The sequence below is a fragment of the Dorea sp. BIOML-A1 genome (assembly GCF_009875615.1).
Taxonomy (GTDB): domain Bacteria; phylum Bacillota; class Clostridia; order Lachnospirales; family Lachnospiraceae; genus Dorea_A; species Dorea_A amylophila.
In genome coordinates this window covers 1-22,725 of the sequence record NZ_WWSA01000042.1, presented here as the reverse complement: position 1 = coordinate 22,725, position 22,725 = coordinate 1, and the positions used below count along the sequence as shown (strand labels likewise).

General features: G+C 43.1%; 21 protein-coding genes. 3 read left to right on the top strand and 18 right to left on the bottom strand.

The window, feature by feature from the left end; genetic code table 11:
• Positions 1–448: 448 nt before the first annotated feature.
• Complete coding sequence (locus GT508_RS13255; protein WP_006426050.1) at positions 449–628, bottom strand: DUF6472 family protein; 180 nt, start codon at positions 626–628, stop codon at positions 449–451.
• A 186-nt stretch (positions 629–814) separates the two neighbouring features.
• On the opposite strand from GT508_RS13255, the gene GT508_RS13250 reads away from it, so the two are divergent.
• Complete coding sequence (locus tag GT508_RS13250; protein WP_161144433.1) at positions 815–1,654, top strand: formate/nitrite transporter family protein; 840 nt, start codon at positions 815–817, stop codon at positions 1,652–1,654.
• A gap of 56 nt (positions 1,655–1,710) precedes the next feature.
• Here GT508_RS13250 and GT508_RS13245 read toward each other — a convergent pair whose 3' ends face one another.
• The 6 genes from GT508_RS13245 to GT508_RS13220 form a co-directional block, all read right to left on the bottom strand.
• Positions 1,711–2,340 carry a cytidylate kinase-like family protein gene (locus GT508_RS13245; RefSeq protein ID WP_055281050.1) on the bottom strand — a complete coding sequence of 210 codons (630 nt, stop codon included), beginning with the start codon at positions 2,338–2,340 and terminating at the stop codon, positions 1,711–1,713.
• 314 nt (positions 2,341–2,654) lie between these two features.
• Entirely contained in the window at positions 2,655–3,947 is a 1,293-nt protein-coding gene (gene rlmD, locus GT508_RS13240; protein ID WP_330576949.1) for a 23S rRNA (uracil(1939)-C(5))-methyltransferase RlmD, read from the bottom strand.
• Positions 3,844–4,908, bottom strand: a complete 1,065-nt coding sequence (gene rsmH, locus GT508_RS13235; RefSeq protein WP_117598030.1) for a 16S rRNA (cytosine(1402)-N(4))-methyltransferase RsmH — start codon at positions 4,906–4,908, stop codon at positions 3,844–3,846. The genes rlmD and rsmH overlap by 104 nt, the downstream gene beginning before the upstream one ends.
• Entirely contained in the window at positions 4,874–6,367 is a 1,494-nt protein-coding gene (yqeB, locus tag GT508_RS13230; protein WP_330576948.1) for a selenium-dependent molybdenum cofactor biosynthesis protein YqeB, read from the bottom strand. Before yqeB ends, rsmH begins: the two co-directional genes overlap by 35 nt.
• Positions 6,301–7,104, bottom strand: coding sequence for a selenium cofactor biosynthesis protein YqeC (gene yqeC / locus GT508_RS13225; protein ID WP_161144432.1), 804 nt, complete (start codon positions 7,102–7,104; stop codon positions 6,301–6,303). Before yqeC ends, yqeB begins: the two co-directional genes overlap by 67 nt.
• 7 nt (positions 7,105–7,111) lie before the next feature.
• Positions 7,112–8,455, bottom strand: coding sequence for a uracil-xanthine permease family protein (locus GT508_RS13220; protein WP_055281037.1), 1,344 nt, complete (start codon positions 8,453–8,455; stop codon positions 7,112–7,114).
• A gap of 247 nt (positions 8,456–8,702) precedes the next feature.
• On the opposite strand from GT508_RS13220, the gene GT508_RS13215 reads away from it, so the two are divergent.
• A complete protein-coding gene (locus tag GT508_RS13215) occupies positions 8,703–10,151 on the top strand; it encodes an aminoacyl-histidine dipeptidase (RefSeq protein ID WP_161144431.1) in 1,449 nt (482 codons plus the stop codon).
• A gap of 105 nt (positions 10,152–10,256) precedes the next feature.
• On the opposite strand, the gene GT508_RS14970 is transcribed toward GT508_RS13215, so the two are convergent.
• The 11 genes from GT508_RS14970 to GT508_RS13160 form a co-directional block, all read right to left on the bottom strand.
• Positions 10,257–10,454 carry a 3D domain-containing protein gene (locus tag GT508_RS14970; protein WP_319017417.1) on the bottom strand — a complete coding sequence of 66 codons (198 nt, stop codon included), beginning with the start codon at positions 10,452–10,454 and terminating at the stop codon, positions 10,257–10,259.
• Positions 10,448–10,597 (bottom strand): hypothetical protein, encoded by a 150-nt coding sequence (locus tag GT508_RS13205; protein ID WP_155515184.1) that lies wholly within the window; start codon positions 10,595–10,597, stop codon positions 10,448–10,450. The genes GT508_RS14970 and GT508_RS13205 overlap by 7 nt, the downstream gene beginning before the upstream one ends.
• Positions 10,598–10,801: 204 nt before the next feature.
• The gene (glyA, locus tag GT508_RS13200; protein WP_161144430.1) at positions 10,802–12,040 is read right to left on the bottom strand and encodes a serine hydroxymethyltransferase; all 1,239 of its coding nucleotides are present in this window, start codon (positions 12,038–12,040) and stop codon (positions 10,802–10,804) included.
• A gap of 174 nt (positions 12,041–12,214) precedes the next feature.
• The gene (gene dnaJ / locus GT508_RS13195; protein WP_028087089.1) at positions 12,215–13,405 is read right to left on the bottom strand and encodes a molecular chaperone DnaJ; all 1,191 of its coding nucleotides are present in this window, start codon (positions 13,403–13,405) and stop codon (positions 12,215–12,217) included.
• Positions 13,406–13,428: 23 nt separating this feature from the next.
• Positions 13,429–15,309 carry a molecular chaperone DnaK gene (dnaK, locus tag GT508_RS13190; RefSeq protein ID WP_118224648.1) on the bottom strand — a complete coding sequence of 627 codons (1,881 nt, stop codon included), beginning with the start codon at positions 15,307–15,309 and terminating at the stop codon, positions 13,429–13,431.
• 55 nt (positions 15,310–15,364) lie between these two features.
• Entirely contained in the window at positions 15,365–15,967 is a 603-nt protein-coding gene (grpE, locus tag GT508_RS13185) for a nucleotide exchange factor GrpE (RefSeq protein WP_171029391.1), read from the bottom strand.
• A gap of 36 nt (positions 15,968–16,003) precedes the next feature.
• A complete protein-coding gene (gene hrcA / locus GT508_RS13180; RefSeq protein ID WP_161144429.1) occupies positions 16,004–17,059 on the bottom strand; it encodes a heat-inducible transcriptional repressor HrcA in 1,056 nt (351 codons plus the stop codon).
• A gap of 158 nt (positions 17,060–17,217) precedes the next feature.
• The gene (locus GT508_RS13175) at positions 17,218–18,537 is read right to left on the bottom strand and encodes a replication-associated recombination protein A (protein ID WP_161144428.1); all 1,320 of its coding nucleotides are present in this window, start codon (positions 18,535–18,537) and stop codon (positions 17,218–17,220) included.
• Between the two features lie 39 nt (positions 18,538–18,576).
• The gene (locus GT508_RS13170) at positions 18,577–19,191 is read right to left on the bottom strand and encodes a polysaccharide deacetylase family protein (protein ID WP_226854003.1); all 615 of its coding nucleotides are present in this window, start codon (positions 19,189–19,191) and stop codon (positions 18,577–18,579) included.
• 287 nt (positions 19,192–19,478) lie between these two features.
• Positions 19,479–20,087: a flavin reductase family protein gene (locus GT508_RS13165; protein WP_055281019.1), complete on the bottom strand. Its 609-nt coding sequence runs from the start codon at positions 20,085–20,087 to the stop codon at positions 19,479–19,481.
• 19 nt (positions 20,088–20,106) lie between these two features.
• Entirely contained in the window at positions 20,107–21,753 is a 1,647-nt protein-coding gene (locus tag GT508_RS13160; RefSeq protein WP_161144427.1) for a putative manganese-dependent inorganic diphosphatase, read from the bottom strand.
• A 199-nt stretch (positions 21,754–21,952) separates the two neighbouring features.
• Here GT508_RS13160 and GT508_RS13155 point away from each other — a divergent pair, with 199 nt between their 5' ends.
• Positions 21,953–22,648, top strand: a complete 696-nt coding sequence (locus GT508_RS13155) for a S1 RNA-binding domain-containing protein (RefSeq protein ID WP_055281015.1) — start codon at positions 21,953–21,955, stop codon at positions 22,646–22,648.
• Positions 22,649–22,725 lie beyond the last annotated feature (77 nt).

Sequence of the window (22,725 nt, the reverse complement as noted above, 5' to 3'; positions counted from 1 at the left end):
GAAAATCCTAATGGCAATATGTCATACCAACTACTTCCCTTATTATAATAAAATAAGTGTAGATGTTAGAGTTAATTACTCTCTAACAACTACACTTTTATGGTACTAAATGGCAAATGCGTAACCGTAGTGGCCTCCACCGGGTTACACTTCCGGGCATTTCATTTATTAATATCCGCTGCCAGTCACGACTTGAAGGAAACAATAGATAAGGATTATTGTGAATGTGGAATGCCGTTAGAAACAGTTAGAGAGTCAGAAGCACCGTTAAAGGAACAAAGCGAACGTGTTTGAGGCGAACGCCGAGTTTGAGCGTAGTTTCTTTGCTTTTAGGTGGTTCTGACTCTCTTAGTGTTTCTTATGGTATGGAACCTGAACAAGAAGCCTTATCTATTGTTTCCTTCAAGGACTGAGAGGCCGCTTCCCCAGTTAATAAATTAAATTCCAATCACATCTGCTTCCTCACCACCATATACTCATCCCCATTCCGGTAATAAGGACACTGATAATGCTGATCAGATATAAGACGCATATATTCATCTTCATCCATATTGATATCGCACATATAACTTTCATAATCTTCATCGTATGTATAATAAGTACAGCTTTCACAGCTATTCTGAGCCATCGTAATTCTCCTTTTTCTGATTTGATAATTGAATTTCTCTGTTTTTCATCGATTATAACATATTTTTCCGATACTGTATGTAAAAAAGAGCATAAACATTGCGATTACAGGTTGCCCCTGCTTTGTTATCCATGTTATATTTTATGTGATATTTTTATCAAACTATTACTAAAGGAAAGGGTTATTATGGATTCAATGTTTAACACTCCGCAGGAAGTTGTACAGGCCAATATGAACGGTGCTGTAAAAAAAGCTGCGACTTCTAAAAAGAAAGTATTCTTTATGGGAATCATGGCTGGTGTCTGCATCGCACTCGGTGCTCAGTCCAGTAATGTTGCCATGCATGATATTTCAAATGTAGGGCTTGCGCGTCTGGTTGCAGGATGCGTCTTCCCGGTAGGTCTGATGATGATTGTATTTATCGGAGGAGAATTGTTCACCGGAGATTGTATGATGACGATGGCATGTATTAAGAGAAAGATCAGCGTTGCTTCTCTCATCCGTACTCTGGTAATTGTATATTTCGGAAATATGGTCGGTGCAGTTGCTCTCGCGTATCTGGTATATCTGTCCGGACAGTATAATTACACCAATGGTGCTCTCGGTGCATTTACAATAAAAGTAGCTCTCGGAAAAGTCAGCCTGTCTTTTCTGCCTGCTCTGATCTCCGGAATTTTATGTAACATCCTGGTGTGCGCTGCAGTATTGATGGCTTCTACTGCAAAAGATATTGCCGGAAAATCCCTCGCCATCTTCTTCCCGATCATGGCATTCGTTATATCCGGCTTCGAACACTGCGTTGCAAATATGTATTATATCCCAGCCGGAATCTTTGCTTCCATGAATGCGGATTATGTTGCCAAAGCAAAGGAATTGTACGGCATCACCGAAAGTCAGATTGCTTCCCTGAACTGGGGAAATTTCTTCCTTGTCAATCTTCTGCCTGTTACAATCGGTAACATTATAGGCGGTGGATTTATCATTGGCGGCTTATTTTTCTATCTTCACGGAAAGAACTGCAAATAAAGATAAAAAATTGCAATTGATAATACCGTTATAACAATATTATCAATTGCAGTTTTTTATAGACCAAAATCAACAGAAGACGTACCTTTTTCCAGTTGCAGGACCATCTCTGCCAGCTTTTCTGCTGTCACTTCGATTCCTAACCTGGAACTGTTAATACACAGATCATAATTATGCGGTCTGCCCCAGCTTCTGCCGGTGTAATAATCATAATATGCTTTCCTGTCTTTGTCTTTCTTTCTGACCATCGAAGTCGCCGCTTTCTCATCTATCGAAAGCTGTTCCATCTTTCTCTGCACACGCCACTCAAACGGTGCCGCTATAAACAGGCTGATATGATCAAGTTCTGCCTGTTCCAATATGTAATCTGCACAGCGTCCGACAAACACACAGTTTTCTTTTCCTGCCAGTTCCCGGATAATAGAACTGTATGCCTGATGCAGTGTGTCATTGGCTGTCATTCCGTTGAGTTCCTGATTCGGCACATCATACCACACCTGGTGCAACCATGGATTATGTTTTTTTTCATCCGCCTTTTCCAGAACTTCTTTAGGCATTGCAACAATCTTTTCTGCTGCCTTGTCGATCAGATCCCGGTCATATAATTCCAGTCCCAATTTTTTTGCAAGTATTCTTCCGATTTCATGACCGCCGCTTCCAAATTCTCTTCCGATACAAATAATCATAACGCTTCCTCCTTTTTGCAAGTATATTCCGTCTTGTATACTTTAACTATAGCTCTTTTTTTCAGATCATAAAACCAACAATCCAGAGAAAATGTCTATTTATATCCATTTTATTCACTCAAAAATTCTCCCATTGAGCATCGTCTTATCCGTCTGGCGTTCTGTACCGGAAGTTCATGATTAAAACTTTCCGCTGCGTCCTCCGTGACTCTTACCGGAAGAGCCGGTATGCACAGAACTTCCACCACTTTCCTGCTTCCGTTCAATCTTTCTCGTTGTTACGACACGATTCACAAAGTAATCCGTCCTGACCGTCAGATCCAGGCTGCCTGCTTTTTCACAAGCTTTACTACCGTCTCGATATGATCGCAGAACGGGAAGTTATCCACCGGCTGGATCTTCACTGCCTGATATCCGTTTCCCGTCAGATATTTCAGATCTCTTGCCAGTGTCTCCGGATTACAGGACACATAGACAACCCTCTTTGGCCCGAGCTTTATTACAGAAGAAAGGAACTTCTCATCACTTCCGGCTCTCGGCGGATCCATGAATACCACATCTGCTTTTTTGTTCTTCGAAGCCATATCTACCATGAATCTTCCCGCATCACCTGCATAGATCTCGGCATTCTTGATGCCATTTTCTTTTGCGTTGATTCTCGCATCTTTCACCGCATCTTTGTTCAGCTCTACTCCAATGACTCTCTTTGCATTCCTGGCTGCAATCAGACCAATTGTACCGGTTCCGCAGTACGCATCGATCACCGTCTCTTTTCCGGTCAGTTCCGCATAGTCCATGGCTGTATTATAAAGGATCTCCGTCTGTACAGGATTCACCTGATAGAACGATTTTGGAGAAATACGGAACGTACAGCCGCATAATCTGTCTTTAATAAATCCCGGTCCGTAGATCGGCTTTTCCTTTTCTCCCAGCACCATACTGGTCTGCTTGTTATTCACATTCAGTACTACGGTCGTAATCTCAGGATGTACTTTTCTCAAAGCCTTCACAAAGTTATTCTTTGATGGAAGAATTGGCGATCCAAGCACCAGAACGACCATAATCTCACCAGTCTCAAAGCCTCTGCGGATCAATACATGTCTCAAAAGTCCATATCCTGTATCTTCATTATATGTCTTAATCTTAAAAGACGGCAGAAGTTCACGGATTGTACGGATGATCTCCTGACTTTTCTTATCTTCGATCAGACATTCTTCCACTGCGATCACACGGTGCGTTCCTTCTGCATAGATGCCGGATATCACATTTCCTTTTCTGTCATGATCGAATACCGCATGTACTTTATTTCTATAAAAATATGGATGCTCCATACCGATGATCGGACTGACTTTGCAAAAGCCGCCCAATAATTTTTCTTCCTGCTTCTGTTTTCTTTTCAGCTGTTCTTTGTATGGTATCTTCTGGAACTGGCAGCCGCCACATTTTTTATCGATTTTACATGCAGAAGTCTGACTCCGTGTCTGCTTTTTATTTTTCTGTACTTTACTCTTCTGACCTGATTGCCCAGCGCATTTTCGTGCATTTCGCACGGCTGTTGCGGAAGCATTCTTCTTTGGACGGTCGGATGACGTCTTTTGCGATCTCACTGTACAGGCCCTCCTTTTTCCATTGTTTGAATGATTTCTTTACCAGACGGTCTTCCCCCGAATGGAAGGTAAGGATTGCCACTTTTCCTCCCGGTTTTAGCACACCCGGCAGCTTATCCAGGAAATCATACAATACTTCAAATTCATGATTCACATCAATACGAAGTGCCTGGAATACCCGCTGGCTCGACTTACGTATTGCTTCTTTTCTTTCTTTTTCCGGAATAAATGCAAGCGCCTCTCCGATTACCTGGTGCAATCCCGTTGTTGTTTCAATCTTTCCGCCTTTTCGGATCTTTTCCGTAACTGCTTCTGCAATCTCTTCTGCATAAGGTTCATCTGCATTTTCAACCAGCATCCCTGCAAGTTCTTCTCTTGAAATGTCATGCAGCCGTTCTGCCGCACTGATTCCTTTCTCCGGATTCATCCGCAGATCCAGAGGACCTTCTGCTTTAAATGTGAATCCCCGGTCCGGGTTATCGATCTGCATGGATGACACACCAAGATCTGCCAGTACAAAATCAAATTTTCCGGCTTCTTTTGCTACTTTGTCAATATTAGCAAAGTTCTCAAGCTTTACTGTCAGGATGTCTGATCCGAATCCTTTTTCCTCCAGACGTTTCTTTGTCTTTGCTGATTCGATCGGATCTACATCCAGTCCGTAGATATGGCCCTCTCCCTGCAGTTTTTCCAGCATCTTTGAGGTATGCCCTCCATATCCAAGCGTTGCATCCAGTCCCTGCTGTCCCGGCTGGATATCAAAGAAGTCCAGGATCTCCTGTACACAGATGGAAATGTGCATTCCTGCCGGTGTTCCGCCTTTTTGGATCACCTTTGAAATAGTATCTGCATACTTTTCCGGATTCAGTTCTTTATATTTTTCTTTATAATTTCTCGGATGTGTTCCGGAATATCGGACTCTCCGTTTATGTTTCTTCTCTTGATTTTCCTGATTCTCCATAATCTCTCTCCCATTTTATCAGTTGTTCCGGTACATCTACATCCCGGAGTTCTGCTTCTTCTGTCTCACAGAGCACCACATCTTCTTTATGTGCACAGATGATCTGTTTTCCGCCTTTATCACCGGAAAGTCTGCACAACTCCCGGAAAAAGCACGAATCCCATAATACGGGATTCCCGGTTCTTCCTTTCCATCCGGCACATACAATCCTTCCCGGATGCATCTTCCCCATCTCAAGCATACGGGCAAATGTCCCGGCTGTCAATCCCGGCTGGTCACATACGATGAACATAGCCCCCTTTAACCCCGGATTCTCATCTAATGCTCTCTTTAATCCTAACTTCAGCGAATGTGCGATTCCAAGATCCGGCTCCGTATTCTGTACCACCAGCATCCCCTGTGTTTTTGCTGCATTCTCTATCTCTTCAAATCTTGTTACCACTACCTGTGTACACAATGGAAATGCACGCATTTTACGAAGGGTATGTTCGAACATCTGCCCTCCATCCAGTTTCTCCAGCAGCTTATTGTTCCCGTACCGGCTTGACTTTCCGGCTGCCAGGAGAATCATCGCATAATCTTTATCTGACAGTCGTGCTTCTACTGTCTTTACCACGGAACTGCCAATCTCATTTGCCTTATCCGAGATCAGATAACACAATTTCTTGTCCTTTCTCGGATCCACATCTCCAATCTTCAGACCCTTTTTTACCTGCACGCCTTCCTGTAACATCCCCCGGATCACACCGTCCAACTGAGAATAGACCGGTTTTCCTCCGGTCAGAGCCAAAAGTTGTCCTTTTCGGACAACATCCCCGATCTGTGCTTTCGGCTCCATCCGTCCGGCTGCTGACGCCCTGATCAGACGTTCCAGCGCATAGCCGCCCACATATCCCGGAATGCCGGTATTGGGAATCGGCTGTCCGTCATAGATGATATCCGCAAGTGTTAATCCACGCATTGTCTCTATGACAGCATGGACATCTTTTCCCGCTATAAACCCCGGTCCGAGACCGATCACATATGGTGCATCTGCCCGGCTGGTTCCTGTATTTCTTTTTGCAAGAATTGCATCCACAAGTACATCCGGTCTGAATTCTCTCCGGATCTCTGCCTCCGGGTCCACGATTACGGCAATCTTATCCGCTGCCAGTACCCTCCTGGCTTCCTGATAATTTCCCACAAGAATTCCTTCTATTCCTTCTACTTCTATCCTGCCTTCATAGACTGCCCGTGACATTGCAACTTCACGTCTGACGGTAAGCGGCACTGCAATCTCCGTCATGATCACCCGGAATCCTGCCCTGTGAAGTGCCACTCCTACACCCGTAGCCAGATCTCCGGCTCCTCTGATTAATACTTTTTTTCTGTTTTTATACATTTCTGACATAGTTACCATCTTTCTTTCAACGGAATCAGGTCCGATACCACATGCACTCTGTGAATCTGCCCCGGGCATTCCATACTATCTGCATGCCTGTCTGACAACTGCTTTACGATCTCTTCCGCAAGTTCCACTGCTATTTTTTTCTGCTCCTTAGTATCTGCCTGATTCAGTATCACCTGATATTCCATATCATCCGTCACGTATTTTCGTCCCGCGCTCTGACTTACCGCAAGTGTGACAATATCTTCCGGACACAGAATATCTTCTTCTGTCTTTCCGAGAATCTTCCCGGTCTCTTTCACCCGGAAACAACCTTCTTGCAGCTTCTTTCCAACCGCACTCATCCCATATACATTCAAAACAATATCTGTCTGCTCACAGATCACCGGCTCATGTTCCGCAGGGGTTTTAACCGGCAGACGCTTCGCTCCGTCTGCCTCTAGAAGCAGTACACCTGGTTCACGGCTGATCTCTTTTAGATATTCTTCATGAAAAGATGCAAGCTTCCCATCCGTTGTCTCTCTTCCCATCCATACAACACCACATTTTATCATAATCTGACGGAACATTTCCACCGAAGGTTTTCCCAGAAAATATCCGGCATCACATTTTTGTATATGAGTTGTTGTAGAAACCGCACATGGAATTTCGGCATTCCGGCATTCATCCATAAGCCTGCGGATCACTGTCGTCTTTCCGCCTCCGCCGACAACGGATACCGTCTTATGAAAATTTTCTTTAAAAATTCCAATAGCCTGGCATAAACTGCCAGGCTCTTTCCATTCACCATTTATATAACTTATTATCATATAAGGATTATTTCTCCTCTTTTTTCTTTGCTTTTGGAAGGGTTAAATTTAACACAATTGCTACAATCGTTGCAAGAACAACCGGAGATTTTCCGAAAATTGTTGTCACCCATTCCGGGAACTGTGCCAGTGAAGCATTTGCCTGTGTCACACCCATTCCTACTGCTACTGCAAGTCCTACAACTGTTGTATTACGGAAATCCATTGGCTCTGTCGTGATCAGTTTGATTCCCGTCATTGTAATCGAAGCAAATACAGAGATTGTCGCACCGCCGAGTACACAATACGGAATTGTCGTAAGCAGAGAAGAGAACTTCGGAATCAATCCTGCTGCCAGTAATATCACTGCTGCCAGCCCCATTACCACACGGCTGACGACCTTTGTTGTTGATACGATACCTACATTCTGGCTGTATGTCGCAGTCGGAAGTCCTCCAAAGAATGCACAGAAAATGTTACTGATTCCATAGCCTACAATTCCACCTGTCAGTTCTTCATCTGTCGGCATACGGTCCATAGATCCTGTTGTTGTTGCCGAAAAATCACCAATTGCCTGTACTGCATTGATTGCAAACAGAATTCCGATCGCAACACATGCAGATGGTTCAAACTTGATTCCAAAATGCATTGGCTTCGGAAGCTGGAAGAACGCTGCCGATGACACAGATGAAAAATCTACCATTCCAAAGAACAACGCTACGATATATCCTGCAATAATTCCGATCAGGATGGATGCCAGTTTCCATACCCCTTTTCCGTAATGATTCAATGCTGTTACAATGATCAATGTAATAATCGCAACCACCCAATTCTGCCATGATCCATAAGTCTTGCTGCTCGCACCTCCGGCCATATAATTAATTGCTGTCGGATACAGAGAAAGACCGATAGAAAATACGACCGTTCCTGTAATCAGCGGCGGGAAGAATTTGCGGATTCTCTTAATATTCAATCCCACCAGAAGTGCAACCACACCTCCGATAATCTGTGCACCCAGAATTGTTGCAATGTCAAAATCAGACGCAATTGCCTGCATACTTGGAACATACGCAAAGCTGATTCCCATCATAACCGGAAGTGCCGAACCGATCCGGAAATTCTTTGTTTTTATAAATGGAAACAATTGCAGTAATGTCGTCAGTGCCGACATCACCAGTGCTGCCTGTATTAAGATCACGGAATCTTCCTGTGAAATTCCGGCCACTCCCGCAACAATGATCGATGGTGTTACACATCCGACGATCATCGCAAGTACATGCTGGATTGCAAGTGGCAAAGCCTGTCCGATAGATGGTTTTCCATAAAAATCAAATAATGCTTTGTCCATCTGTTTTGCTTCTTTTGTACTCATATATATCCTCCTGTAAATTTCTTTCGAACGCATGGCGATTCATATTATTTTCAACTTAAATATTATATATTTTTTCTTCTTTTTTGTGTAGTCCTGCAGTTATTGAATGTTTTAATAAAATCTTATAAGCTACAGTTATTATAGCTATTACATTCCGTTATGTATACATTAAATTTTATCATGGTAAAGTGCTGAATTTCATGGTACAATGACAGATAGAGACTAAAGACAAACGGAGGAATGAACAATGGGAATTTTGTCTAATATTGAACCAAAAGAAGTATTCCATTACTTCGAAGAATTAAGTATGGTACCTAGAAGTACCTTCCACACAAAAAAAATCAGTGATTTTTGTGTGGAATTTGCAAAAGCTCACAATCTGGAATATATCCAGGATGAAGTGAACAACGTAATCATCAAAAAACCCGGTACTGCCGGATACGAGAACAGTGACCCGGTTATCATCCAGGGACATCTGGACATGGTCGCTACAAAGACAACCGACAGTGATCATGATTTTGAAAATGATTCTTTAGACCTTTTTGTAGATGGTGATCTGATTGGGGCAAAGAACACCACTCTCGGTGGCGATGATGGCATCGCCGTTGCTTACGCTATGGCAATCCTTGCCAGCACAGACATTCCACACCCACCGATTGAAGCTGTATTCACAATTGATGAAGAGATTGGTATGGGCGGTGCACATCACCTGGATACATCTGTATTAAAAGGAAAGATCTGTCTGAACATTGATTCTGAAATTGAAGGTGTTATGACTGTCGGATGTGCCGGCGGCTACATTTACGATACCTTCATTCCGATCGAATGGAGTGAAGAAAACGGAACAAAGATGACGATCTCCATTTCCGATCTGCAGGGTGGACATTCTGGCGCAGAAATCCAGTACCAGCTTGGAAATGCACACAAAATCATGGGACGCGTCCTGTATGCTCTTGCAAAAGATTACGACTTCAACATTGTAAGCACAAACGGCGGAAATGCAGCAAACGTAATCGCACAATATAATACGACTGAGATTATTGCTGACCCTGCACAGGCTCAGGCTATCGCAGATGCTGTTACCGAACTGGAACAGACGATCTCCGCTGAGTTTGCCGGACAGGAACCAACTTTATCTCTGAACGCTGTTTCCGAAGGCGAGACTGCCTTAAAAGCATTTGACGCAGATACTACTGCACATGTAATCGGATTCCTGTATGGAGCAATCGATGGTGTACAATGCTATGACCGTGCGTTCCCTACAGCTGTAGAATCTTCCCTGAATACAGGTATCGTTGAAACCACAGAAGATACGGTAAAGATCAAATTCCAGGTTCGCAGCTCCGTTGCTACCAAGTTAGATGATATGCGAAACAAACTGGATCTTGCAACAGATCTTGCAGGTGCTTCCCGCGAAATCTCCGGTGAATATCCGGCATGGAGCTACAATGCAGATTCCGTGATCCGTCCGAAAGCAATTGAACTTTATAAAGAAATGTTCGGCAAAGAGCCTACCGTTGAGACAACTCACGGAGGACTGGAATGTGGAATCTTATTCGGAAAGAAGAATGATCTTGATATCATTTCTTTCGGACCGGAACTGACAGGTGTACATACTTATAATGAACGCGTACATATCGAATCTACAAAGCGTATGTGGGATTATCTGAAAGAACTTTTAAAGATCTGTAAATAATCCATATCTATCCAGCGTTTTTTATGAATGCAACGCAATATTAAAAGACAGCTTTTCAAACTTTCAAATCTGAAAAAGCTGTCTTTTCTCATTTTTATTTTATTCTTATTTCACAAGAAATACATCTGCATTTGTCACCCCGAGCGCCGTTGCCTCTGCGTGATTATTTACATAGATGTCAATGTGGTTTCCCTGAATTGCACCGCCGCAATCCTCAGCTGTAAATATATGACCTCCGATGATCACTTTCGTTCCGTAAGGAATAACTCTTGGATCAACCGCAATCGTCTGACCTTCTACCACCGGCGTTCCTGTTGCTGTAATTCCGTCTGCTTTATTTTTACTGTTTCTTCCGCCGTTTTATATTGTTCTTCCCCTGTTGTCGTGATCTGCTGTTTTGTCTCATCGCTGTTATCGAGATTCTTCTTGTATAGATTAATATACATTATTTTTGATTATACGCTTCCTGCTTTTAAATTTCCATCCTGTTATTACTTTGTTTTTATCATTTTCATAAAAACTCATAAAAATACGCTGTCTTATTACTAAAATTTTTGGTATCTGCACAGCAAAAATGCGTCTGAATAAGTTTAAAAACCATACTCCGACGCATCCTTGATTTTCTTATTTTCTTTCGTTATTCTCGAATATTACATATCCAAAGGATATTTTGCAGTCAGCTCTGCAACCATTCCTTTGACTTTTTCAATATTGTCTTCACTTTGAAGTACCAGTGCGATGCACTCTGCGATCACATCCATATCTTCTTCTTTTAATCCTCTTGTTGTAACTGCAGGTGTTCCAAGTCTGACACCACTTGTCACGAACGGAGATCTTGGATCGTTCGGTACCGTATTCTTGTTACATGTGATGTGTGCGGCATCCAGACGTTTTTCCAGTTCTTTACCGGTTACCTCTTCGCCTCTTAAGTCAATCAACATCAAGTGATTATCTGTTCCGCCGGATATGATCTTTACACCACGACCCATCAGACCTTTGCTGAGTGTCTGTGCATTTTTGATGATCTGCTTCTGATATTCTGCGAATTCAGGCTCCAGTGCCTCTTTAAAGCACACAGCCTTTCCTGCGATCACATGTTCCAGTGGACCTCCCTGAATTCCCGGAAATACAGCTTTATTAAAGTTGAACTTATCTGCTGCTTCCTGATTGCAAAGAATCAGGCCTCCTCTTGGTCCGCGCAGTGTCTTATGTGTAGTAGTTGTAGTTACATCTGCATACGGGATCGGACTTGGATGAAGTCCTGCTGCAACAAGTCCCGCGATATGTGCCATATCAACCATAAGGTATGCTCCTACTTCATCCGCGATCTCACGGAATTTTTTGAAATCAATGATTCTTGCATAAGCACTTGCTCCCGCAATGATCATCTTTGGTTTTTCTTTTACTGCAATCTCACGTACCTTATCATAATCGATCACACCCTCATCGTTCACTCCGTATGATACGACGTTGAAATATTTACCGGAAATATTAACCGGAGAACCATGTGTCAGATGTCCGCCATGATCCAGGTTCATACCCATGACTTTGTCTCCAGGCTCCAGCATTGCAAAGAATACTGCCAGATTTGCCTGTGCTCCGGAATGTGGCTGTACATTGGCATAATCACAGCCAAATAACTTCTTTGCTCTTTCTCTTGCAAGATCTTCCACTACATCCACACACTGACATCCACCATAATAACGTTTGCCCGGATAGCCTTCTGCGTATTTATTTGTAAGCGGACTTCCCATTGCTGCCATGACCGCTTTACTTACCCAGTTCTCCGATGCGATCAGTTCCAGATGCGAATTCTGTCTCTCCATCTCGGCCTGAATGGCATCTGCAATTTCACTGTCTGCTTTTTTAATTTCATCAAATGCGTACATACTTGAGTCCTCCTGGTTTGTTAAAAATTTGATTTGTTTAATATGATAGCACTTTACCACGGTGAATGCCAGCATTTTTTTGTATATTTTTCAATACCTGTCAGATTTACAGAACCTGCCGTCACCGGTTTTCCATAGATACTTCTAGACACAAAGAGGAAACCCCTGATGAAATTAATCATCAAAGGTTTCCTTTAATTTATCCATAAATCCTTTTTTCTTTTTACCTTTATGCTCTTCCGTCTTGTCACTCTTTTCTGTTCCAAGAGAATTGCCTGTCAGTTCATCGAATTTACGAAGTGCTTCTTTTGCTTCGGCACTTAAGTGTTCCGGTGTCTGGATAACAAGCGTTACATAATGATCGCCGCGAACCTGTGCATTTCTAAGAGATGGAACTCCCTTTCCTTTCAGACGCACTTTTGTATCGGTCTTGGTTCCCGGTTTTACAGTATAGATTACTTCTCCGTCTACCGTCTTGATACGGATATCCGCACCAAGCGCCGCCTGTGCAAATGTAATCGGTACCGTTGAGAAGATATGCATATCCTGACGCTGGAAGATCGGATGTCTTGATACCACGACCTCTACCAGAAGATCTCCTCTTGGTCCGCCGTTTACACCTGGCTCACCTTTTTCACGGATACGCACACTCTGACCATTATCAATACCTGCCGGAATGGATACGGATATCTTCTTCTTGCTGGCTACATAACCTGTACCGCCGCAATCCGGACATTTTTCCTTAATAATCTTACCAGTTCCCTGGCAATCTGGACAGGTCTGTACATTCTGTACGGTTCCAAAGAAAGACTGCTGTGTATATACAACCTGACCTTTACCGCCGCATTTCGGACAAGTCTCCGGAGATGTTCCCGGTTTGGCACCTGTTCCGTTACATTTCGGACATGGGTCTTTTAATACAACATCCAATTCTTTCTCGCATCCGAATACAGCCTCTTCAAATGTGATCCTGACACTCTTCCGGATATTCATACCTTTCATTGGTCCCTGGTTCGCACGTCCGCCTCTGCGTCCGCCGCCGAACAGATCTCCGAAGATATCTCCGAAAATATCTCCAAAATCAGCACCGTTAAAATCGAATCCGCCATATCCGCCGCCTGCTCCTGCACTTCCGTCAAAAGCAGCATGTCCAAACTGATCATACTGACGACGTTTTTCCGGATCGCTCAAGACTGCATATGCCTCAGAAGCTTCTTTGAACTTCTTTTCAGCTTCAGCATCACCCGGATTCATATCCGGGTGATACTTCTTGGCAACCTGTCTGTATGCTTTTTTCAAAGTTGCTTCGTCAGCATCTTTACTGACCCCAAGCACCTCATAGTAATCTCTTTTTGACTCTGCCATTTCCTATTCCTCACTTAATGTTCTTAGACTTCTTTGTAATCTCCGTCTACGACATCGTCGCCCTGGAATCCTTCTGGTGCCGGACCTGCTCCTGCTGAAGCATCTGCCTGAGGACCTGCTCCCTGAGCTCCTGCTGCTGCACCAGCCTGCTCATACATCTTTGTGAAAAGCTTCTGAGCACTTTCTGTCAGTTTTTCTTTACCTGCTTTAATCTCAGCAACCTGCTCGTCTGTAAGAGTATCTGTATTTGCTTTTTCCAGTAACTCTTTCAGAGCTTTGCAGTCAGCTTCTACTGCTGCTTTATCTGCACCGTCAAGCTTATCGCCAACTTCCTGCAGAGCTTTCTCTGTCTGGAATACCATAGCGTCAGCTTCATTCTTAGCATCAATTCCTTCTTTACGTTTCTTATCCTGAGCTTCGAATTCAGCAGCTTCTTTTACAGCTTTGTCGATATCTTCATCAGACATGTTAGATCCTGCTGTAATTGTGATGTGCTGTTCTTTTCCGGTTCCAAGGTCTTTTGCAGATACATTTACGATACCATTTGCATCGATATCGAATGTAACTTCGATCTGAGGGATTCCACGTGGAGCCGGTGCGATTCCGTCCAGTCTGAACTGTCCGAGGGATTTGTTATCTCTTGCGAACTGTCTCTCGCCCTGTACTACATTGATATCAACGGCTGTCTGGTTATCAGCAGCTGTAGAGAAGATCTGGCTCTTCTTTGTAGGAATTGTTGTATTTCTCTCGATCAGACGAGTAGCTACGCCACCCATTGTCTCGATAGACAGTGACAGTGGAGTTACATCCAGAAGAAGGATGTCGCCGGCGCCTGTATCTCCTGCAAGTTTACCACCCTGAACAGATGCTCCGAGTGCTACACACTCATCCGGGTTCAGAGATTTACTTGGCTCTTTACCTGTCAGACGTTTTACTTCTTCCTGTACTGCCGGGATACGTGTAGATCCACCAACTAACAGTACCTGACCAAGTTCAGAAGCTGTGATGCCAGCGTCTGATAATGCTCTCTGTACCGGCTCAGATGTCTTCAGTACAAGATCATGTGTCAGTTCATCGAATTTTGCTCTTGTAAGGTTCATATCAAAATGTTTTGGACCTTCAGCTGTAGCTGTGATGAATGGAAGGTTGATATTTGTTGTTGTTGCAGATGAAAGTTCTTTCTTAGCTTTCTCAGCTGCTTCTTTTAATCTCTGAAGTGCCATCTTATCTGTAGATAAGTCAACACCCTCCTGTTTCTTGAATTCAGCGATCATGTAATCTGTGATCTTCTGGTCGAAGTCATCTCCACCAAGTCTGTTGTTACCGGCTGTAGATAATACTTCGATAACTCCGTCACCAATCTCGATAACTGATACATCGAATGTACCACCACCAAGGTCATATACCATGATCTTCTGTTCTTTCTCGTTGTCAAGTCCATATGCAAGTGCTGCTGCTGTCGGCTCGTTGATGATACGTTTTACATCAAGACCGGCGATCTTACCAGCATCCTTTGTTGCCTGACGCTGAGCATCGTTGAAGTAAGCAGGTACTGTGATAACAGCCTCTGTTACTTTCTCTCCGAGGTATCCTTCTGCATCTGCTTTCAATTTCTGAAGGATCATTGCTGAAATCTCCTGTGGAGAATATTTCTTATCTTCAATTGTTACCTTATAGTCGGTTCCCATCTCTCTCTTGATAGAAGAGATTGTTCTCTCTGCATTTGTTACTGCCTGACGTTTTGCAGGTTCTCCGACAAGACGCTCACCAGTCTTTGTAAATGCAACTACAGATGGTGTTGTTCTTGCGCCTTCTGTGTTGGCGATAACTGTCGGCTGTCCACCTTCCATTACGGCTACGCAACTGTTTGTTGTTCCTAAGTCAATACCTATAATTTTACCCATGATAAATTTCCTCCTGTATTATTCTTTATTCTGATAATTGTGAATATGCTTGTTTCTAGTTTGCTACTTTTACCATGCTGTGTCTTACGACCGAATCACGGTATGTGTAACCTTTCTGAAATTCTTCGGCAACAATATTTTCACCAAAGTTTTCGTCTTCCACATGCATCACCGCATTGTGGAAATTCGGATCAAACGGCTGACCTACTGCTTCAATAGGCTTCACCTCTATTCCTTCAAGTGTGGTAACAAGGTGTTTGTATACCTTTTCCATTCCCTGAACGAACGGATCTTCTTTTTCTTCTTCCTTTACCGCATCTAATCCTCTTTCGAAGTTATCTACAACCGGAAGAATCTTTTCTATGATATCTTTCGCTCCAACTTCATACATCTGGGACTTTTCCTTTTCTGTACGTTTGCGGAAGTTATCAAACTCTGCCATCTGACGAGTAAGCTTATCTGTCAGTTCTTCTATCTTCTCGTCCTTTTTATCTTTCTTTTTACCAAATAATTTTTTGCCAGTTTTCTTTTCTGCATCCTCTTTGGCTTCTTCGCTTCCGGCTTCTTCGGAAGTTTCTTCTGTCTCCTCCGCCTCAGCTTCTGCAGATTCAGTCTCAGCTGCAGACTTTTTGGCTTCTTCCACAGCTTCTTTTACCATATCTTCCTGGCTTTTTTCCTGCTTATTCTCCAAGGGTTATTCCACCTTTCTATCATTCTTATGAAACATCTGATCCAGTTCTGTCTGGAGACGCTTCATAGATTTTAAAACATGCTCATAATCCATACGTTTCGGTCCGATAATTCCTATCGTTCCTTTCATACCATCTCCCAGCTCATACGTTGCGGTTACCACACTGCAGTCCCGCATGGTCTGTACCGGCGTCTCATCACCGATATATACCTGGATTCCGGTATTGTCTTCCTTTGCCAGGGTCTGGGTTACCAGCTCGGATAACTGCTGTTTTTCTTCAAATGCACTGATGATCTCCTGTGCACTCTGGTTATCACTCAGCTCCGGATATTTAAAAATGTTCGTTGCACCGCTTGTATAAATCTGCATGTCATCATCCAGATGAATGGCATCCGCAACTGCATCCAGAACATATCCGACTACCTGACTGTGGATTCCTGCCTGCTCTTTCAATCTGGCGATCAGACCCAGGTTGATCTCTTCAATCGCCATGCCGTTGAGTGTTGTATTCAGCAGCATGTTTAACTTCAGCAGATTCTCATTACTGATCGGTTCGTCAATGTTGATGATCTTGTTCTTGATCACATTGCCGCCCAGTACAATAACTGCAATCACCTGTTCCTCATCTACCATAGACAACTGAATGAACTTAATCTTATTCGAATTGTTCATCGGAGTGGAAACCATCGTTGCATAATTCGTATTCGTTGCAAGAACCCTTGCCGCCTGTTTCAGAAGCTGATCCATCTTGTCAGCCTTATCAAGCATCTGCTCCTGCATCTCATTTAATTCCTGCTCTTTCTCCTCCATCAGCATGTCTACATAGAGCCTGTATCCTTTGTCCGAAGGAATACGTCCTGCTGACGTATGAGGCTGGATGATATATCCCATCTCTTCCAGATCAGCCATCTCATTACGAATCGTTGCTGAACTTAAATTCAGATCCGTATATTTGGAAATTGTTCTGGAACCAACCGGTTCTCCCGTCTCCAGATAATTCTGAATGACTGCATGAAGTATTTTCAGTTTTCTTTCACTCAGTTCTTCATGATTTATCACCGGTACCTCCTCCTTTCGGCTTTAGGTTATTAGCACTCTTTATATCTGAGTGCTAACACCTTTCGACTATTAAGATAGCACTCCCGCATATTTTTGTCAACACTGTTTAGATATTTTTTAGAAAGAGGATACTCCGGTCAATAAATAACATCCCGGAATTACTGATTCTTCCGAATATACTGCATCCACTCTTTAATCTCCCTCTCATGCCCATTCTCACTCGGCACATAGAATTTTTCTCCGGCGATCTCGTCCGGAAGATATTGTTGTTCTACATAATGATGTGGATAATCATGGGCATATTTATACCCTGTACCATGTCCAAGCTTCTGCGCCCCTTTATAGTGCGCATCCTGCAGATGTGACGGAACCGTTGTCTTTGTGCGTTTCACACTTGCCATTGCATCAAAAATTGCATTGCATGCGGCATTACTCTTTGGAGCAGTCGCTACATAAGTGACTGCCTGTGAAAGGATGATCTGTGCTTCCGGCATACCGATCCTTTCGACCGCCTGAGACGCAGATACTGCTACCGTAAGTGCCATCGGATCTGCATTTCCGACGTCTTCCGATGCACAGATCATAATACGCCTGGCTATGAACTTGATATCTTCTCCTGCATACAGCATTTTTGCAAGATAATACACTGCCGCATCCGGATCAGAACCCCGCATACTTTTGATAAATGCAGAGATCGTATCGTAATGATTATCCCCGGTCTTATCGTATTTGACTACCCGTTTCTGAATACATTCGGATGCAACATCCAGTGTTATGTGAATCTTTCCGTCTGCCCCTCGTTCTGTTGTCAGGATACCAAGCTCAACCGCATTCAATGCACTTCTGGCATCCCCGCCGGAAATATCTGCAAGAAATTCCAATGCATCTTCCTCTATCACTGCCTGATAACTTCCCATGCCTTTTACCGTGTCATAGACCGCCCTCGTGATCAGCGTCTTAATATCTTCTTTCGCAAGCGGCTGCAACTCAAAAATGCTCGATCTGGAAAGCAGCGCCCCATTTACTTCAAAATACGGATTTTCCGTCGTTGCACCGATCAGGATGATCGTACCATCCTCCACAAACGGAAGCAGATAATCCTGTTGTCCTTTATTAAATCTGTGGATCTCATCTACGAACAGGATGGTCTTCTTCCGGTACATTCCCTGCATCTCTTTTGCCTTGGCAATCACTTCTTCCATATCTTTTTTACCCGCAGTCGTTGCATTGATCTGGGTAAATTCCGCACTGGTCGTGTTGGCAATTACTTTGGCAAGCGTGGTCTTCCCAGTTCCCGGAGGACCATAAAAAATGACTGAGCTTAATTTGTCCGCCTTGATCGCCCTGTAAAGCAATTTGTCTTTTCCTATAATATGCTGTTGTCCCACTACTTCTTCCAATGTTGTCGGCCGCAGTCTGGATGCAAGCGGAGCTTCCTTTTCCATGTTCTGCTCCCGCATGTAATCAAATAAATCCATTCTTTCATCTCCATTTAGTTGAACCACAAGAGTACAACTCTAATTCATTATCAATTCATCGACTGTTACAAATTCAAACCCTTCTTTCTGCAAAATATCCACTATACGTAGTGCTGCATTCACACTAGATTCATAACAGTCATGTAATAAAATAATATCATTTTCCCCCGCCTGCGTCACTACTTTATTGATAATTTCGTCTTCATTGTCCGTTGTCCAGTCCAGCGGATCTATGGTCCACAACACAGGCATGACATCCAGTTTCCTCTCCAGATTTTTCTGCCAGACTCCAAACGGCGGTCTCATATAAGAGACTTCCTCTCCGGTAATTCCGGTGATCACTTCATTTGTCATCAGTATTTCTTCTTGTGCCGTCTCATCCGGAACCCGTGTGATTTCCACATGATGATAGGTATGATTACCTATCAGATGTCCTTCTTCAGCTTCCCTCTTTACCAGTTCCGGATTATTTTTTGCGTTTTCTCCGATCAGAAAAAATGTTGCTTTTACATTCCGCTCTTTCAATCCATCCAGAAGCTGCGGAGTCCATGCCGGACTTGGTCCGTCATCAAAGGTAATTGCAATCTTTGGATCCTCTTTTATCATATTTGATGCAACATACCGAATGGCTTTTTCATTCTGTTCCGTATGCATGTTATGAACTTTCACCGTTGTCTTATCTTCCACCCGCACCATCCTTGTCACAAGAAAACAGATTCCAACTATGCAAATGAACAAAACAAATGCTTTCTTTCTCTTCTTACGCCATTTATATATTGCAGCAGATTCATAATACCGATTTAATTCCATGCTGTCCCCACATACCACCATTTCATTTTACTATATGCAAAGACAGAAAATTCCATGCTCATACCCTTATTTCGAACGCATGGAATTTAAAAAAAGCGTCAGCATTCTGACGCCCTAGATTTATTTTGTTTTTATTTCTTTCGTTTTCGCGATGCCGCTTTTCTTCCCGACGCAGAAAGCTTTCTGACACTCCATCCAAATGTTCCGAGAGTCTTTCCCAATGTCAGGTATTCTCCGTGAGAATATGCCAGAAGTCCGGCCTTTCCCAGCTGTAGTCTTCCCTTTTTATCCAGATATTCTTCTCCTACCTGAACAGCCTCTACTTTTGCCAGAAACATATGATGCGAACCAAGTTCTTTTATCTCTGTTACTTTACACTCAATGTTCACCGGACATTCTTCTATGATCGGTGCATGATCAAGCTTTGACGCTTTGCCGGCCGTCAGATGCATCTCTTTCCATTTGTCGACATCACGACCGGAACGTACACCGCACCAGTCTGTTGCCTTTTTCAGCTTCTCGGTCGTCAGATTTACTACAAACTCTCCGCTGTCTTTCAAAAGATTGTACGAATATCGTTCCGGTCTTACAGATATATACAGCATCGCCGGATTCGTACATACTGTTCCTGTCCACGCAACTGTTATGATATTCGATCTGCCGGATTTATCTGCAGTACTTACCATCACAGCCGGAAGCGGATACAGCATATTCCCCGGTTTCCAGATCTGCTTTGCCATGTCTTCTCCCCCGCTTCCTTTACTGCTGTAATTCACTTACCAAAGTCGGTATCAGCTGTTTCTTTCTGGATACCACACCCTTTAAGATCATCTTCTCCGTGTTTTCTTTCAGGTCAAATGCATCAATGATATACTCTTTTGCCCTTGCCCCACAGCATAACAGTTCTGTCGACTCATCCAGAATGTCTGTCAGCATAAAGAACACCATCTGCACTCCATTCTTCTCCAGTACTTTCGGAAGATATGGTGTCAGCATCTCTTTTACTTCCTGCAGTTCCTCTTTACTCATGGAATTCAACTGTCCTACGCCAAATACCATATCATTGACTGTAAACTGCTTAAAATCCTGGAAGCAAATATCTTCTGCTGTCTTTCCGGCAAGGCTGCTTCCTGCCTTGAACATCTCCTGTGCCTGTTCTTCCAGATTGATACCCGCAATCTTCGCCAGTTTTTTGGCAATCTTTTCATCCAGCGGTGTGCAGGTCGGTGAACGGAATAAAAGTGTATCTGAAATAATTGCCGAACACAAAAGTCCTGCAATTGTCGGCTTGATCTCCACATCATTTTCTTTGTACATCTGATATACAATCGTTGCGGTACATCCTACTGGCTGGTTACGGAAGAACACTGGTCCCATTGTCTCTATATTTCCCAGTCTGTGATGATCGATGATCTCCACAATCTCTGCTTCTTCGATACCGTCTACAGCCTGATTCTTCTCGTTATGATCTACCAGAATTACTTTCTTCTTACTTACATTTAAAAAACGACGTCTGGATATGAACCCCCTGAACTTTCCATGTCTGTCAATGATCGGGAAATCACGGTACTTCTTCTTTGCCATCACTTCCTTGATATCTTCCACATAATCACTCATATGAAAAGAACTCAGAGGTGCCTTCGTCATAAAGCGCTTAACCGGGACACTCTGGTTGATCAGTCTTGCCGCGGTAAATGTATCGTGTGGCGTACTGATGATCACCGTACTCTGTTCATCTGCACGCTTGATCACTTCTTTTGAAACCTCCGCATTCTGGCAGACAACCATGCAGCTTACATCAATATCCAGGGCACACATCTGTGACTCTACACGGTTTCCAAGAATCACCAAATCATCCTTTTCAATAAATTCCTGCATCAGTTCCGGACTGGACGCACCGATTGCCGCTTTCCCTTTGGTAAAATATCCGTGTTCATTACCGGTTACCATCTCTCCATCCAGTGTATTCATAATGTTACGGTACTGTGTTTTTGCTTTGGAAAGGATCATGTTATCATATACATCCATATAAGATGTTGCAATATCTCCTGTGGAAATCACACCAAGAAGCTCTTCGTCTCTTAATATAGGAATGGTCTTGATATTATTCTCCTTCATCTTTATCCATGTATCTTTCATAGACACATTCGGACCGACACCATCAATCTGATGGATATCCATATCCTTTACCTGCAGTTTTACATTTTCAAGAAGTGTCGGTACTTTTACCCCAAACTTCTGTAATACATAATGTGTCTCTTCATTTATCTGACCGGCTCTTTTGGCTACATAATCATTACCGGTTATTTCTCTTTTTAAATTCGCATAGGCAATTGCCGAACAGATGGAATCCGTATCTGGATTCTTATGTCCCACAACGTATATTTTTTCTTCTTTTTTAGCCATCTTTTATCTTTCACATCCTTTTGCTTATATCCTTCAAGTATTAAGCTTGCCATCTTTTTGAAGTTTCGTCAACCTTTATTTCCATGTATTTCGTATTTTTCTTTGAACAATATTATGGTTCTATGCTATACTAAAATTAATACTGGAGAACATGTTATTTGCATGTTCTTACTATTACTAAGAAGGGAATTATTACACTATGAGCGAAGAATTATTACACGAACAAACACAGACAGAAGCAGCTGTTACAATGGCTGACCTTGAGGAACATTTTGATGATGCAAATCCATGGAACGTAGTAAAATCTTATATGGAAAAAGGCACGATCCTGCCTGTAAAAGTAGAAGGAATCGTGAACGGCGGAGCCATTGCCATGATCGAGGGAATCCGCGGATTCATTCCTGCATCCAGATTATCTCTTTCTTATATCGAAGATCTGGAAACATATCTGTTAAAAGATATTGAAGTCAGGGTCATTGATGTAGATGAAGCCAATAACCGTCTTGTGCTCTCTGCACGTGAGATCCTACAGGAAAAAGCAAGAAAAGAAAGAGAAGCCCGAATTGCAGCTGTTAAAGTCGGCAGCATAGTAACTGGTACGGTAGAAAGTCTTCAGAACTACGGCGCATTTGTAGATCTCGGCGACGGACTCTCCGGACTGGTACACATCTCCCAGATCAGTTTAAAACGGATCAAATCACCTTCTGATGTGTTAAATGTCGGAGATGAGGTAAATGTAAAGATCATCGGCGTAAAAGACGGTAAGATCAGTCTCAGCATGAAAGCTCTTGAAGAAGAGAAAAAAGAAGAAGAGGAAATCCATGTAGAGATTCCTAAAGCTGAGGAGATTGGTACAAGTCTCGGAGATTTATTCAAAGGGTTGAAATTAGATTAGTTGGGATTTAATTTATTAACTGGGGAAGCGGCCTCTCAGTCCTTGAAGGAAACAATAGATAAGGCTTCTTGTTCAGG